The organism is Brevundimonas sp. Marseille-Q4549 (assembly GCF_976940555.1).
The window spans coordinates 2,924,359-2,939,064 of the sequence record NZ_CDRHXG010000001.1; the positions used below are offsets into that span (position 1 = coordinate 2,924,359).

Annotated in this window: 16 protein-coding genes; 8 read left to right on the plus strand and 8 right to left on the minus strand. The window is 68.1% G+C overall.

Annotated features, from left to right (window positions below; genetic code table 11):
* Window positions 1-30 precede the first annotated feature (30 nt).
* From ACWPV3_RS14655 to ACWPV3_RS14685, 7 genes are all read right to left on the minus strand, one after another.
* A complete protein-coding gene (locus tag ACWPV3_RS14655; protein WP_287105629.1) occupies window positions 31-1,305 on the minus strand; it encodes a site-specific integrase in 1,275 nt (424 codons plus the stop codon).
* A gap of 205 nt (window positions 1,306-1,510) precedes the next feature.
* Complete coding sequence (locus ACWPV3_RS14660) at window positions 1,511-2,989, minus strand: M20/M25/M40 family metallo-hydrolase (protein ID WP_453978292.1); 1,479 nt, start codon at window positions 2,987-2,989, stop codon at window positions 1,511-1,513.
* Window positions 2,990-3,028: 39 nt separating this feature from the next.
* Complete coding sequence (locus ACWPV3_RS14665) at window positions 3,029-3,268, minus strand: DUF3297 family protein (protein WP_312736650.1); 240 nt, start codon at window positions 3,266-3,268, stop codon at window positions 3,029-3,031.
* An 80-nt stretch (window positions 3,269-3,348) separates the two neighbouring features.
* Window positions 3,349-4,278 (minus strand): MotE family protein, encoded by a 930-nt coding sequence (locus tag ACWPV3_RS14670; protein WP_292087468.1) that lies wholly within the window; start codon window positions 4,276-4,278, stop codon window positions 3,349-3,351.
* An 18-nt stretch (window positions 4,279-4,296) separates the two neighbouring features.
* Window positions 4,297-4,893 carry a DUF6468 domain-containing protein gene (locus ACWPV3_RS14675; protein ID WP_312736647.1) on the minus strand — a complete coding sequence of 199 codons (597 nt, stop codon included), beginning with the start codon at window positions 4,891-4,893 and terminating at the stop codon, window positions 4,297-4,299.
* Window positions 4,893-5,936, minus strand: coding sequence for a flagellar motor switch protein FliM (fliM, locus tag ACWPV3_RS14680; RefSeq protein ID WP_292181269.1), 1,044 nt, complete (start codon window positions 5,934-5,936; stop codon window positions 4,893-4,895). Before fliM ends, ACWPV3_RS14675 begins: the two co-directional genes overlap by 1 nt.
* A 3-nt stretch (window positions 5,937-5,939) precedes the next feature.
* Window positions 5,940-6,590, minus strand: coding sequence for a flagellar basal body-associated FliL family protein (locus tag ACWPV3_RS14685; RefSeq protein WP_312736644.1), 651 nt, complete (start codon window positions 6,588-6,590; stop codon window positions 5,940-5,942).
* A 177-nt stretch (window positions 6,591-6,767) separates the two neighbouring features.
* Here ACWPV3_RS14685 and flgF point away from each other — a divergent pair, with 177 nt between their 5' ends.
* From flgF to ACWPV3_RS14720, 7 genes are all read left to right on the plus strand, one after another.
* Window positions 6,768-7,508 carry a flagellar basal-body rod protein FlgF gene (flgF, locus tag ACWPV3_RS14690; protein WP_292087463.1) on the plus strand — a complete coding sequence of 247 codons (741 nt, stop codon included), beginning with the start codon at window positions 6,768-6,770 and terminating at the stop codon, window positions 7,506-7,508.
* 14 nt (window positions 7,509-7,522) lie between these two features.
* Window positions 7,523-8,311 (plus strand): flagellar basal-body rod protein FlgG, encoded by a 789-nt coding sequence (gene flgG / locus ACWPV3_RS14695; RefSeq protein ID WP_453978293.1) that lies wholly within the window; start codon window positions 7,523-7,525, stop codon window positions 8,309-8,311.
* A 3-nt stretch (window positions 8,312-8,314) separates the two neighbouring features.
* A complete protein-coding gene (locus ACWPV3_RS14700; protein WP_453978294.1) occupies window positions 8,315-8,950 on the plus strand; it encodes a flagella basal body P-ring formation protein FlgA in 636 nt (211 codons plus the stop codon).
* A gap of 12 nt (window positions 8,951-8,962) precedes the next feature.
* Entirely contained in the window at window positions 8,963-9,694 is a 732-nt protein-coding gene (flgH, locus tag ACWPV3_RS14705; RefSeq protein WP_292181256.1) for a flagellar basal body L-ring protein FlgH, read from the plus strand.
* 103 nt (window positions 9,695-9,797) lie between these two features.
* On the plus strand, window positions 9,798-10,244 hold the full coding sequence (locus ACWPV3_RS14710) for a hypothetical protein (RefSeq protein WP_292087459.1): 447 nt from the start codon (window positions 9,798-9,800) through the stop codon (window positions 10,242-10,244).
* 10 nt (window positions 10,245-10,254) lie between these two features.
* Window positions 10,255-10,782: a hypothetical protein gene (locus tag ACWPV3_RS14715; RefSeq protein ID WP_453978295.1), complete on the plus strand. Its 528-nt coding sequence runs from the start codon at window positions 10,255-10,257 to the stop codon at window positions 10,780-10,782.
* Between the two features lie 56 nt (window positions 10,783-10,838).
* The gene (locus ACWPV3_RS14720; protein ID WP_453978296.1) at window positions 10,839-12,635 is read left to right on the plus strand and encodes a DUF885 domain-containing protein; all 1,797 of its coding nucleotides are present in this window, start codon (window positions 10,839-10,841) and stop codon (window positions 12,633-12,635) included.
* Window positions 12,636-12,638: 3 nt separating this feature from the next.
* Here ACWPV3_RS14720 and ACWPV3_RS14725 read toward each other — a convergent pair whose 3' ends face one another.
* On the minus strand, window positions 12,639-13,637 hold the full coding sequence (locus ACWPV3_RS14725; RefSeq protein WP_292087456.1) for a cysteine synthase A: 999 nt from the start codon (window positions 13,635-13,637) through the stop codon (window positions 12,639-12,641).
* Between the two features lie 116 nt (window positions 13,638-13,753).
* Between ACWPV3_RS14725 and gcvA the strand changes: the two genes are divergently transcribed.
* Window positions 13,754-14,683 carry a transcriptional regulator GcvA gene (gene gcvA, locus ACWPV3_RS14730; RefSeq protein ID WP_292181245.1) on the plus strand — a complete coding sequence of 310 codons (930 nt, stop codon included), beginning with the start codon at window positions 13,754-13,756 and terminating at the stop codon, window positions 14,681-14,683.
* Window positions 14,684-14,706: the final 23 nt, after the last annotated feature.

The window sequence follows — 14,706 nt, forward strand, 5'->3', positions numbered from 1 at the left end:
ATAATCAAGTTCGCTGGCTGATCGCCTCGATCAGGCATCATTCGCATCCACTGTTTTTCGCTTCGCCGGCTTGGGCTTTCGGACATTGATGGCCGAGGCGTCGAGCACGTTCTTGATGTGCGAGGCGTAGTATTTCTCGATCATCTCCACGCTGGTCCGGCAATTCTTGGCGACCTGATAAATGTCGGCGCCCTCCATGAGCCGCATGGAGATGTAGGTGTGCCGCAGGCTGTAGGAGGTACGAGACCTTCCATCCCGGTCCTTCTTCAGACCGAGTTCGTCCAGGATGGCGTTCAACAGTTCGCGCTGCACCAGACCGAAGACGAGATCGGTCGGCTGGCCGTTCTTGCGCTTGAGCACCCGTTCGAACGGACGGACGGCACCGGGCATGCTCTTGCAGTACCCCACCCCACGCTTGCCCCGCACCTCGATCTCGAGGATGCGCTCACCGGTCGCCTCATCCTCAACGATCGAGACGTCTCTGAACTCGAGGCGCTGCGCCTCGTCGGGACGAAGCCCGGTGTTGACCATGAACAGCACGAAATCGTGGAACTGCTCGCACTCCTCGCGCCAGCGCTCCTTTTTCGGGTTCTTCGCGCGCTCGCGCGTCGCTTCGTAGAGGCGCTTGTACTCTTCAGGTGAGAACCAAGCCCTGTGGCTCACCTTGCCTGATGCCCGGTACGGGTTGCTCATGTCCGGAAGGGCGGAAATCCACCCTTTCCGGTTCGCCGTTTTCAGGATCTGCCGAAGACAGACCATCTCGTTATGGAGCGTCTGCCGGCTCGGCCGCTTCCAGATCGTCGCTTTTCCGATCCGTTCTTGCCCCTCCGAGACAAACCGCACACGCTGCGGCTCGTCAGGTGGCGTGACGCGGTGAAGCCGGTAATCCTGGATCCGGCCGGCGGAGACTTCGGTGATCGGCAAATCGCCGAAGAACGGGTTGAGGTAGAGACGGATCACCCGCCCCTTCCCAGCGACGTAGTGAGCGTTCCGCTCACCCAACGTCATCGCTTCGAACTCCCTTTCGAAGACGGCGGCCGCCTCACGGAAGGTCTTCTCTCCCGGCCGCTTCGGCGTCACACGCTCCGGGACGACGACAGGCATCTCCGGCATCGACGGGAGCTTCCCGGACTTGCGGAGGCGATCTTCAGCGAGGCGATCGAGGTACCAATCGCGCGCAAACTCGCGCGCGATGGCGACGTTCGTCTCCTTCGTCGACTGACGGTAGTTGCGGCCGCTCAGATAGGTCGCGCACTGCCAGTATGGGCTGTTCTCGCGACGATAGACGTGGAGCTTGCCCTCCATGAGCGAGTGAGACTCCGACACATGACCTCCTTGCCGCTCGCGGCAAATGTGTAAGTCGTGTGTAAGTGTCTACCCGCTCTAACCGATTGATTTAGATACGTAAATCTACGGTAGTGGGTTTTAAGTCTGCTGCGTCTACCAGTTTCGCCATGCCCGCGAACCGGCCCGGCTGTATAGCCAGAACCGATCCGAAGGGCCAAGCGCCTCAGCGGGCCGAGGGCGCCGCTGGCGCGGCGGCGGGCTTCATGGCGCGGAAGTCGACGTCGGAATCGGCGATCAGCCAGATCAGACCGGCCCAGGCAGCGACGTTCTGGCTCAGTTGGGCCGGGTCGATCTTGTCCAGGGTGTCGTTGGCCGTGTGGTGCAGGTCGAAATAGCGGGTCCCGTCCTGGGCCAGGCCGAAGAAGGGCACGCCCAGCGGTCCCATCGGTCCGACGTCCACGCCGCCCTCGGTTTCCACCTGCTGGGAGGCCAGGACGCCGATCGGATAGAGGACGCGGTTGGCCGCCTTCTGAAAATCCGAGCCTTGCGCCCCGGCCGGCAGACGCAGGGCGTAGACGCGGTCGGCGCCGAAATCGCTTTCTCCGGCGACGATGTGCTTGTCCAGGGCCGCGCCTTGCGCCCGGGCGTAGACGCCGCCCCCGTTGCCGGTCTGCGGCGTCGGCTGGGCCACCTCTTCGGAGCCGTAGAAGATGACGCGGATGGTGCGGGCCGGGCGACGGCCGCTGTCGGCGATGGCCCTGGCCGCCGCCACCGTTATGGCGCCGCCCGCCCCGTCGTCGATGGCGCCCGTGCCCAGGTCCCAGCTGTCCATGTGCGAACCCAGGACGATGATCTCGTCCGGGCGGCTGGCGCCGGGCAGGTCGCCGATCACGTTCTGGCTGTGGGTCTCATAGGTCCGGGCGGTCGAGGTCAGGCGCATCCGCACCGGCTGGCCCATAGCGACCAGACGGCTGACCTGGTCGGCGTCGGGCGCGGCCAGGGCGAAGGCGGGGATGGTCGGCTTGCCGTCGACGTAGCGGGTGGTGCCGGTGTGGGGCATCCGATCCATGTCCGACCCGACCGAGCGCATGACGAAGGCCGCAGCCCCCTTGGCCGCAGCCACACCCGGCCCGGCCCCGCGCACCCGTGTCTGGGGGCCATAGCCGGAACCGTCCTGCATGGGTCGCATCTGCCCCAGATCGATATAGACGATCTTGCCGCGCACGGCCGCCTCGGGCGCGGCTTGAAGATCTTCCAGCGTCGTGAAGCGAACCACGTCCGCCTCCACCCCGCCGCGCGGCGTGGCGGGCGAATGGCCCAGGGCGGCGGCGACAAGGGCTTGCGGATGGTCGCCGACGATGGCGGCCGTGCTTTCGCCTCGCTCCCAGCCGATCAGCGGGAATTCCTCGATGCGGATGTTCTGGAACCCCTGGGCGCGCAGATAGTCGGCGGCCCAGGCTGCGGCCTGCTGTTCGGCGGCCGAACCGGCGGGACGAGCGCCGAAACGGGTCGTCAGCTGGGTGACGTAGTCCAGGGCGATGTTGGAGCGCAGGGCGGCATCGCGGATGTCGCTCGCGCGCTGGATGGTGGCGGCGTCCTGCGCCTGGGCCAAGGGGGCGGTCATCGCCACGGTCAGGGCCAGAACGCCGGGAGCCAGAAATCTGCTGGTCAGGGTGCTGGCGGTCGGCAGGCGAAGGGACATGGCGGGCTCCGAAACAGGGAGCCGGACCCTATTCCCGATTCAGCCGTGCTGGAAATAGGGTTCGACCGGACCTTGCAGCTTGACGGTCAGAGCCTTGCCCTTGCGGTCTACGCGATTGCCCAGGGCCAGACGCACCCAGCCCTCGGACACGCAATATTCCTCGACGTTGGTCTTTTCCTCGCCCTTGAAGCGGATGCCGACGCCGCGCTGCAGCACGTCCGCATCGTGATACGGGCTGGACGGATCCACCGAGAGGCGGTCGGGAGGCGTGTCGGACATGGTTGCGGTACGCTCGGGTCGTTGAAAGGCGCGGTGATAGCCGGACGCGCCGCGCCTGCCAACCGAAACCGCCGCCTGGGTTATTGCACCGTCTGACGAGGCTGGGCGTTGGCCGCGCCCGAGGGCTGATACGGCTGGGGCGTGGTCGGAGCGGGCGTCGCCGCAGCAGCCGGGCGACGCGCCGGCGGACGGGCGGCCGGGCGCGAGGCCGGACGGGCCTGGGCCGAGCGGGGCTGAGCCGGACGCGCGGCCGGGGTCGCCGTCGGCGTCGCGTTGGGCGCGGCGTTGGCGGCGGGCGTCGCGGCAGGGGCGGCTGTCGGGGCGGCGTTCTGGGCCGGCGCAGGCGTCGGCGGCGGGGTCGCGGCCTCGGCGGCGGCGGCGCGGGCGGCCATCTGCTGGGCCTGGAAGCGGGCCGCCAGTTTTTCAGTCAGTTCTCGGGCCTGGGCCGGCGTCATCTGGGCCATGATGGCGGCCAGGGTGCGCGGGCGCATGGCCGCGGCGACGGGCAGGCGCACCCGGTCTTCCAGCGTGGCCATGACGGGTGCGGCCTCCTTCGGCCTCATGGCGGAATAGACCTGGACCAGACGATCGATCTCGGCCTTCTCGCGCTCGTCGACCTGACCCAGCATCTGCTTCATCTCGGCCTTCAGCGCCTCCAGCGCCTGGACCTTGGCGTCCAGCTTCTGCTCGGCGGCGACCATCAGAGGAAGGGTGGTGGCGAAGTCCTGATCGCGCGCGTCCAACTGGCTGCGGCGCTGCGACAGGGACTGGATGATCTTCAGTTCGGCCGGCGAAATGCCCGCCTGCTGGGCCAACTGTTCCGGCGTCAGGGCGCAGGCGGTCGGCAGGGCGGGCTTGGGCGCGCCGCCCACGGCGGCTGCGGCGGTCGCATCCTCGGCCCAGGCCTTGGCGCCGTCGAACAGGCCGGGCGCCACGCCGATGGCGCGCACGGCGACGACCCCGCCAATGGCGACGGCGATCAAGGGCAGAAGGCGGGGGATGCGGGCCATGGACTAGGGGTTCCGAACTCAGGCGGCGAACAGATCGTCGTCGAGATTACGACGCGCGGCGTTGAGGCTTTGTTTGGCGGCATGGTTAGCGGAACGCCCCGCTGTCAGCGCCTGGACGATGGCCGCGACGTTCTCGCGACCGGCCGGCGCCGCACGCTGGGTCGTCGCCGGCCCGGCCATGCCCTGTATGCGCTCGGCCAAGGCGGCCATGCGCCGTGCACGTTCGTCGTCTTCGGGCAGGGCTGGGGAGATCGGGGCTGGAGAGACAGGAGCGGCGACAACGGCCGGCTGGCGCACGACCTCCAGGCGAGGCGCGGCCTCTTCGGTCCGCCCGGCCTGGACCGGCGCGCGGGCGATCAAGGTTTCAAGCTGCGCCTTGACCTCGCGCGCCTTGATGATCCGGTCGTGCAGCAGGTCCGTCTCCTGGCCCGACGCCCTGAGGGTGGCCAGGGCGTTCTCCGCCCGGCCGGCGGCGGCGTTCAGCTCGCCGACCGCCTGGGCGAAGGCCAGTTGCCCGGCGCGCAGGGCCGCCAGCTTGCGCTCCAGCTTGACGCCATAGCCCACCGCGGCGACGAGCAGCAGCATCAGCACCGCATCCATGATCATTCCGGCCATCAGCGGGGTCCTTTCAGGCGAGTGGCGACTTCCGGATTGACCGGACCTTCGACGCGGACAGCGATGTGTTGGCCCTTTCGGCCCATGCGGCCGGTGGTCAGGGGAATGGAGCCCGCGCGGATCGACACCTCCGAATCCGGCGTGGCGTTCAGCATCAGGGTGTCGCCGACCTTGAGGTTCAGCACATTCGACAGCGGCATCTGCTGCTCGTCCAGGACGGCGCGCACCTCGGTCTCGGTGGTCCAGATCTCGGTGGCCAGGTGGCCTTCCCAGATGTTGTCGCGGCCGAACTTCTCGCCCATGAACTGCTGCAGCAGCATCTTGCGGATCGGCTCCAGCGTCGCATAGGGCAGCAGCAGCTCGATCCGGCCGCCGCGATCCTCCATGTCGATCCGCAGCTTGATCAGGATGGCCGCATTGGCCGGACGCGCGATGGCGGCGAAGCGGGGGTTGGTCTCCAGCCGGTCCAGATTGAAATGCACCGGCGTCAGCGGCTCGAACGCCTGACGGGCGTCGTTCAGCACCACCTCGACCATCCGCTGCACCAGCACGCGCTCGATGGTGGTGTAGGGCCGGCCCTCGATCCGCAGGGCGGCGGTCCCCCGACGTCCGCCCAGCAGCACGTCCACGATCGAATAGATCAGGTTGGAATCGACCGTCAGCAGGCCGTAATTGTCCAGTTCCTCGGCCCGGAACACCGCCAGGATGGCCGGCAGGGGGATGGAGTTCAGATAGTCGCCGAACCGGATCGAGGAGATGTTGTCCAGCGACACCTCGACGTTGTCGGAGGTGAAGTTGCGAAGGCTCGTCGTCATCAACCGCACCAGGCGGTCGAACACGATCTCCAGCATCGGCAGGCGTTCGTAGGACACCAGCGCCGAGTTGATGATGGCGCGGATGCCTGATTTTTCGGACCCGTCGTCATCGCCCAGGTCGAAGCCCAGCAGGCTGTCGATCTCGTCCTGGTTCAGGACGCGTTCGGACAGGCTGTCGCTGGGATCGCCCAGACCGCCGAACGGATCGAGTTGCGCCGCGTCGGTCATCGGTTACTGCACCAGCATTTCTTCGATCAGCACGGCGTCGACCTTGCCCGGTGCGGCGATCAGATTGACGCGACGCAGGATTTCCGCCCGCAGCTGATAGGTGCCGGCCGAACCGCTGAGGTCCTCGGGGCGCAGTTCGCGCACGAAGCCGGTGAACATGTCCTGCAGACGCGGCATCTCCTCCTGAAGATGGGTCGCCACCGAGGCGTCGTGCATCTCCAGCGTCAGCTTCAGCTTCAGGAAAGTGGGCCGGCCGTCCGCCGACTGGATGTTCATCACCATGTCCGGCAGGGTGTAGAAGGTCACGCCGTCCGGTCCGTCCGCGATCTTGCCAAGCGCCGGATCGGCCTCGCCGCCCCCGCCGCCGTGACCGCCCTTCTTCTCCTCCTTCTTTTCCGGCTTGCCGTGCTCGCCCTCGGCGGCCTTGTCGCCGTCCGCGCCGTGCGCCTCGGCCGGCTTGGGCTGCATCATGAAGAAGGCGGCCGCGCCGCCGCCGCCCAGCACCAGAAGCGCGACCGGCGCGATGATGAACAGCAGCGGCAGTTTCTTTTTCTTGGGCGCGGCGGTCTCGCCCTCTGCGGCTTCACCCTCCTGAACGGCGGGCAGGGCCGCGTCCGCGCTCGCGTCGCCCTTCTTCTTGCCGAACTTGAACATGCGCGCGCCCCGGAGAATCTCATGGGGAAGATCGACCGGGTTTGGTTAACGCGGCGTTTACAATGGGCAGGATTTGCCGGCTCCGACCGGGTCGCTACCGCTCAAAGCCGCTCTCCGCCTGAATTAACCCTGTTGGCACGGCCGTTGCGAGACGATGGACGAAGGAGCACGCCTCTCGTGGAAAACGCCGCCTATATCGGACTGTCGCGTCAGATGACCTTGCGCCGCGAGCTGGACATCGTGGCCAACAACGTCGCCAACGCCGACACGACCGGCTTCAAGGTCGAGCAGCTGATGGTCAGCGCCGAAGTGGGTCAGCGCGCCCGCAACGACGCCATCCGTCCCTCCGCCAGCTTCGTTCTGGACAACGGCGTGGGCCGCGACTTCCGCCAGGGATCGATGGCCCAGACCGGCCGTACCCTGGACTTCGCCATCGCCGGCGAAGGCGCCTTCTTCACCGTCCGCGATGGAACGAACGGCGAGGCCTACACCCGCGACGGCGCCTTCACCACCGATCCGGAAGGACGGCTGACCACAAAACAGGGCCAGGCCGTGCTGGCCGACGGCGCCGAGATCGTCCTGGACACCGAACGCGGCCCGCCTACGGTCGGCGCCGACGGCACCATCACCCAGCAGGGCCAGGTCACGGGCCGCCTGTCGGTCGTGCGGTTCGAGGCGCTGGGCGCCCTGGAGAAGGGCGGCGACGGCCTGTACCGCAACCGTTCCAACACCAAGCCGATCGAGGCGGCGGACGCCCAGATTCACCAGGGTTCGCTGGAGTCCTCCAACGTCAATCCCCTGATCGAAATCACCAATCTGATCGAGATCAGCCGCGCCTACGAGAGCGTCACGCGGATGATCGAAAACACCAACGACCTCAGCCGTCGCGCCGTCGAGCGCCTCGGCAAGGCCGCGTAAGGGAGCCTAAGAAGATGCGCGCACTTCGCACCGCCGCCTCGGGCATGGCCGCCCAGCAGCTGAACGTGGAGGTCATCTCCAACAACATCGCCAACATGAACACGGTGGGCTTCAAGAAGCAGCGCGCCGAGTTCCAGGACCTGCTGTATCAGAACGTCGAGCGCATGGGCGCGCAGTCGTCCAGTTCGGGCACCGTCGTTCCGACCGGCATCCAGATCGGCGCGGGCGTCAAGGCGGGCGCGGTCTATCGCATGACCGAACAGGGCACGCCCCAGGCGACCGGCAACCCCTACGACATGGCCATCGACGGCCGGGGCTATTTCCAGATCACCCTGCCCTCGGGCGAGATCGGCTATACCCGCGCGGGAAATCTGCAGGTCAATCCGGAGGGCCAGATGGTCACTGACGACGGCTATCTGCTGGAACCGGCCATCACCATTCCCCAGGACACGACCAAGGTCTCGATCTCGAAATCGGGCCTGGTTCAGGTGACGCAAGCGGGCCAAGCCGCCCCGACCACCGTGGGCCAGATCGAACTGGCCAACTTCTTCAACGAGGCCGGCCTGGAAGCCATCGGGGACAATCTGCTGCTGGAGACCGCCGCGTCCGGTCCGGCCATCGTCGGCACGCCCGGAGACGTCGGCTTCGGTCAGATCATGCAGGCCTACACCGAGGCCTCGAACGTCGACGCCGTCACCGAGATCAGCGACCTGATCGTCGCCCAGCGCGCCTATGAGATGAACTCCAAGGTCATCAGCACGGCCGACCAGATGCTGTCGGTCACCTCGCAGATCAAGAGCTAGATCATGGCCCGTCTTCGCCGCATCGTCGCCCTGAACGCCGCGCTGAGCGCGATCCTGGTCGCCGTCGCCGCCCCTGCCCTGGCCGCGCCGGTCGTGCTGCGCGCCAACCCCGTCGACGACGACGGACGCATCACCCTGGGTGATTTGTTCGAGGGCGCCGGGGCCGCCGCGAACGTTGCGGTGGCCGAACGCGTCGGCCCATCCGTGGTGCTGGAAGCCGGGCAGCTTCAGGCCTTGGCCAGCCAGGCCGGGCTGGAGTGGAGCAATCCCAACGGCCTGCGCCGCGTAGTCGTTCGCCGCGCCCTGGCGCCCGTTCAGACCGAAGACCAGACGCCCGCGACCGCCGCCAGTCTGGAAGCCGCCGCTCCCCAGATTCGCGCCGCCTATCGTCCGGCCGGCGCCGGCCAGCAGGTCATCGCCCGCAACGACATGGTCCGCGTGACCTATCAGGTGGGCGGCGTGAACCTGAGCGTCATGGGCAAGGCCATGCGCAACGCCGCGGCCGGAGAGCCGCTGGCGATCATGAACGTCTCGTCCAACCGCCTTATCGACGCGGTCGCCACCGGACCGGGACAGGCCGTCGCCGGCCCCGCCGCCGACCAGGCTCGCGCCAACCCCCAACAGTTCGCCGCCCGCTAGGGAAATCCAGTCATGCGTAAGACCGTCCTGATCCTCGCCGCCCTCGCCCCGCTGGCCGCCTGCTCCACCGCCATCGAGGCCGTTCGCGGCCCGGAGCTGGCGCCGATCGGCTATCCCGCCGCCCTGGTGCCGACGCAGCAGGCCTATCTGCCGGCGCCGGCGACGCGCGAGGCCACGCCCGCCAGCGCCAACAGCCTGTGGCGTGTGGGCGCCCGCACCTTCTTCGGCGACCAGCGCGCCCGCCACGTCGGAGACATCCTGACCGTCAAGATCGACATCGACGATCGCGCCCAGACCCAGAACTCCACCCAGCGGTCGCGCTCCAACCAGGCGTCGGGCGGCGTGTCGCACCTGTTCGGTCTGGAAAGCAGCCTGGGCCGGGTCCTGCCCGGCGACTTCGACCCCTCCAACATGATCGGCCTGGAGGGCGGCTCCAAATCCGCCGGCACCGGCTCGGTCAACCGCGCCGAGAAGGTCTCGCTGACCATCGCCGCCGTCGTCACGGACGTCTTGGCCAACGGCAATCTGGTGATCCAGGGCCGCCAGGAGGTCCGCACCAACCGCGAGGTGCGCGAACTGACTGTCGCCGGCATCGTGCGGCCCGAGGACATCTCCTCGGCCAACGCCATCAACCACACCCAGATCGCCGAGGCGCGCATCTCCTACGGCGGTCGTGGCGACATCAGCCGCATCCAGTCGGCCCCGGCCGCGCAGAGCCTGGTGGAGCGGTTCAGCCCCTTCTGACGCCGAACGGCGCCCGGCGACCGCCGTCGCCTATTGCAGTTCGCGCCGCGCCCGACGACATTCGGCGCGGCGCGGCGTTTCGCGTCGTCTGCGGAACCGACGCATGGGTGTCTTCCTCCCGGCCCTGCTGGCCCTGGCGCTGCAATCCTCCGCTCCGGGTCCCAATCCCGCCTCCGCCGGTTGGACATGGACATTGTATGAGGGATCGGGCCCCATGGTCCTGGCCAACGAAAGGCCCGACAGCCCCGACCTGAAGGCCACCCTGCAATGCCAGCCCGGATCGGGCGTGGTGACTGTCGCGGTCTATGGTTCCGACCCCGTTTCGGGCTTTGCGCGGATCACCGCAGGCTCAGCGACCGCCACGGCCGAAGCGCGAGCGGGGCGCGGCGACAAGCTGGAGACGACCCTGCCCGTCGATCACCCCGTCTTCGCCGCCTTCGTGGTCGGCGGCCGCATGACCGTGGCGGTCGGCGAGAGCCAGAACCTCGTCACCGTCGAGCGGTCTCACCTTGCCAAGCTGCGTCGGTTCGCCGACCGTTGCTCGGGATAAGGAATCGATCATGCGCCTGCCGTCTTCGCCCCGTTCGACCCTGTCGCTGTCGAGCCTGGCCGCGCTGGCCGCGGCCCTGTCGGCCTGCGCCAGCGGCGGCGGCGTGGCGACGCTGTCGCCCCAGGCCGCCTCTACCGGGGGGGCGGCCCCCACGCCCGGCTACGACTGGCTGCTGGATCAGGACGGGCAAGAAATCACCCTGGCCTATGGGCAACCCGACAGCGACGACCTGAAGCTGCAGCTGATCTGTCAGGGCGGCACGGGCAAGCTGGAGCTGGCGGCCGTTTTCGACAAGCCCGCGCGCGTCCTGCACATCGAATCCGGCGGCGACGACGAACGCTATCCGGCCCGATCGGAGCCCGCTGGCATCCACGAGGGACAGTATGTGACCGCCGACGCCCAAGCCAAAGACCCCGTGTTCCAGCGGTTCCGTCGCCTGGGATGGCTGGCCCTGTGGCAGGGCGACAACCGCGAGCCCCTGGCGGCCCAGCCGGGATCTCAAGCCAACGTCGAGCGGTTCTTCGCCGCGTGCGGATGACTTGACGCACCCTTCCCTGTCGCGTTGCCTGCGCGAACTGTTCGGAAGGGGCTTCCATGAAGATTTCGCACCTGGCCGTCGCGGCCGCCCTGTTGTCGGGCGCCGCGCCCGTCGTTGTCATGGCCCAGACGCAGAGCCCGCCGCCGTCCGCCGCCGTCGCCCCGGCCGATACGGCGCTGAACGGCCTGATCGCGGATTATGAGACCTATCTGAAGGCGACCGACCCGTTCACCGCCGCCAGCGAGGGCGACGTCGCGGCCATGGCGCGGACGCCGGACCTCAGCCGATCGTTCGAGTTGGCCCAGCGCGCGCCGCTGAAAGCCTTCGTCTCCAGGCTGAACGCCATAGACCCGGCAAGTCTTTCCCACGCCGGCACGATCAACCGCGACTTCCTGCTCTACACCCTGAACCGCAGCCTGGAGGGGCTGGACTACGACACCGGACGACTGGCCTTCGACAGCGAAGGCGGGCCGGGAACCTGGGCGATCTACATCGGCGGCTCGACGCGGCTGAACTCGATCGCCGAAGCCGAGGCCTACATCCAGCGCATCCGAGGTTTCGGAACCCTGTACGCCCAGACGACCGAGAACGCACGGCGCGGCCTTCAGACCGGCATGCTCCAGGCCCGGTCCGTAACCGAAAGCGCCATCCAACTGGCTCGCAACGACGTGGCGACGACGTCCGACGCCGAGCCCCTGATGAAGCCCTTCGCCACCCTGCCCGCCAGCGTGCCCGCCGCCGAAAAGGCCCGTTTGCAGGCCCAGGGCGCCGAGGCCGTCACCTCGGTCATCGTGCCGGCGCGGCGCGCCTGGCTGGCCTTCCTGGAAACCGACTATCTGCCCAAGGCGCCGGTCGAGCCGGGCCTGGGCGATCGGCCCGGCGGCAAGGCCATGTACGCCTATCTGGTGCGCGGCCACACCACCACCGACCTGACGCCGGACCAGATTCACCAGATCGGCCTGGACGAGGTCGCCCGCATCCGCGCCCGCATGGAGATCGAGATGCGCGCCGCCGGCTGGACCGGCGATTTCGCGGGCTTCCTGAACTTCCTGCGCACCGATCAGCAATTCTACGCCCATAGCCGCGAAGAACTGCTGGAGAAGGCGTCGGAAATGGCCAAGCGGGCCGACGGCGGCCTGCCGCCCCTTTTCGCCACCCTGCCCCGCCTGCCCTACGATGTGGAGCCGGTCCCGCCGCAGATCGAGGCCAACTACACCACCGGCCGCTACAATCCCGGCTCGATGCAGAACGGCGTGGCGGCCCACTACATCGTCAACACGTCCAAGCTGGACCAACGGCCGCTGTACGAGCTGCCGGCTCTGACCCTGCACGAGGCGGTGCCCGGCCACCACGTCCAGATCGCCCTGCAGCAGGAGGCGGCGGACCAGCCCTATTTCCGACGTCAGGCCAACGTCACCGCCTTCACCGAAGGTTGGGGCCTGTATTCGGAGTTCCTGGGCGAGGAAATGGGCTTCTATCGTACGCCTTACGAACGGTTCGGCCGCCTGTCCTATGAGATGTGGCGCGCCTGTCGCCTGGTGGCAGACACCGGCCTGCACTGGTTGGGCTGGTCCGAAGAGCAGGCGCGCGCCTGTTTCCGCGACAACTCCGCCCTGGCCCCGCACAATATCGAGACCGAACTGCAACGCTACATCGGCTGGCCCGGCCAGGCGACGGCCTACAAGATCGGGGAAATCCGGCTGCGCGAAATCCGCCAACGGGCCGAACGCGAACTGGGACCGAAGTTCAACGTCCGCACCTTCCACGACGCCCTGCTGACCGAAGGCCCCCTGCCGTTGGACCTGCTGGACCGCCGGATGGACGCCTGGATCGCGGAGGAGAAGGCGAAGTAGCGGTCAGATCCACCCCGGAACCGGCAGGCCCTTCGACCGCAGGAATTCGGGGTTGAACAGCTTGGACGCATAGCGCGAGCCCGGATCGCACAGGCAGGTCACGATGGTCTTGCCCGGCCCGATGTCGCGCGCCAGCCGCACGGCCCCGGCGATATTGACCCCCGCCGAGCCGCCCAGCGACAATCCTTCGTGCTGCACCAGGTCGAATAGGATCGGCAGAAACTCCGCATCCTCGATTCGATAGGCGCGATCAGGCCGGAAGCCTTCCAGATTGCCGGTGATGCGCGCCACGCCGATCCCCTCGGTGATGGACGACCCCTCGCCCGCCATCCGGCCTTCCGTGTACCAGTTGAACAGGGCCGCGCCCGCCGGATCGGCCAGGGCTGTCGTCACCTCGGGCTTGCGTTCCCGCAGATAGGCCGAGACGCCGGCCAGGGTGCCCCCCGACCCCACGGCCGAGACGAAGGCGTCGATCCGGCCGCCCGTCTGGGCCCAGATTTCCGGCCCGGTGCCATGATAGTGGGCGTCGCGATTGGCGGTGTTGTCGAACTGATTGGCCCAGATCGCGCCGGCCGCTTCGCTGTCGTTCAACTCGGCGGCCAGACGGCTGGAATAGTGGACGAAATGGTTGGGACTGGAGAAGGGGGCGGCGTCCACCTCGACCAGGCGCGCGCCCAGCGAGCGGATGGCGGCCTTCTTCTCTTCGGACTGGGTGCGAGGCATGACGATGACGACCGGGTGGCCCAGCGCCGCCCCGACCAGGGCCAGTCCGATCCCGGTGTTGCCCGCTGTGCCTTCCACCACCGTTCCGCCGGGCTTCAACGCGCCCGAGGTTCGCGCGGCGCGCACGATGGACAGGGCCGCCCGGTCCTTGATCGAGCCGCCGGGGTTCATGAACTCGGCCTTGCCCAGGATCTCGCACCCCGTCTGGTCAGACAGGCGGTTCAGCCGCACCAGGGGCGTGTTCCCGATCAGGTCGATGACGGACGGCGTAGCGGACAAGGCGGTGCTTTCTGGCGAGAAATTAGGCGTCGCCTAAGTGACGCCGCCGCCCCCGCTTGTCCATGGGCGCCGTCAAGCGCATTGCCATCGCCGCGTCGATAGGATTTCTAAAGCCTATGGCCCGTCCCCTGCTTCCCCTGAACGCCCTGCGCGCCTTCGAGTCCGCGGCCCGGCATTTGAACTTCTCGCGCGCCGCCGACGAACTGTCGGTCACGCCCGGCGCCGTCAGCCAACAGATCCGCCTGCTGGAGGAGACGGTGGGCGGCGCCCTGTTCGTGCGCGAGGCGCGCGGCCTGCAGCTGACCGACCTGGGCCGGTCTTCGGTCCCCCTGCTGCGCGAGGGGTTCGAGCGGCTGATGGACGCCTCGGCCCTGTTGCGGGAGCCGCCGCGCCGCCGCCAGGTGTCGATCAGCGTGGCGCCCAGCTTCGCTTCCAAATGGCTGATGCCGCGCATGGACGACTTCCACGCGGCCCATCCCGAGATCGAGCTGTGGATTTCCGCCGACATGGAGCCGGCCGATCTGTCGGAAGGAAAGGTCGATCTGGCCGTCCGTTACGGCCCCGGCGACTATCCAGGCCTGATGGTCCAGCGGCTGATGACTGAGACGGTCTTGCCGGTCTGCGCGCCCGCCCTCATGAATGGTGAGCCTCCCCTACGTTCGCCGGCCGACCTGGCGCGCCATACGCTGCTGCACGACATGTCCAACGACGGCGACCCCAGCCGCCCGGACTGGGCCATGTGGCTGAAGGCGCGCGGGGTGCGCCATCCCGATCCCCGTCGCGGTTCGCGGTTCAACCAGTCCGGTCTGTTGATCGAGGCGGCGATGGCCGGACGCGGCGTCGCCCTGGCCAAGCGCACCCTGGCCCAGGCCGATCTGAACGCCGGCCGACTGGTCGCGCCCTTCGCCGACGGGTCCGAAGCGGTGGGCTTCGCCTATTTCGTGGTCCAGCCGCGCGACCGGCCGCCGTCGCCCAGCGCCACCGCCTTCGTCGCCTGGCTTAAGAAACAGGCCGTCGACCACGACAACACCATGGGCCAACTGTAGGCTGTTCTCTTCCCCCGCCAACG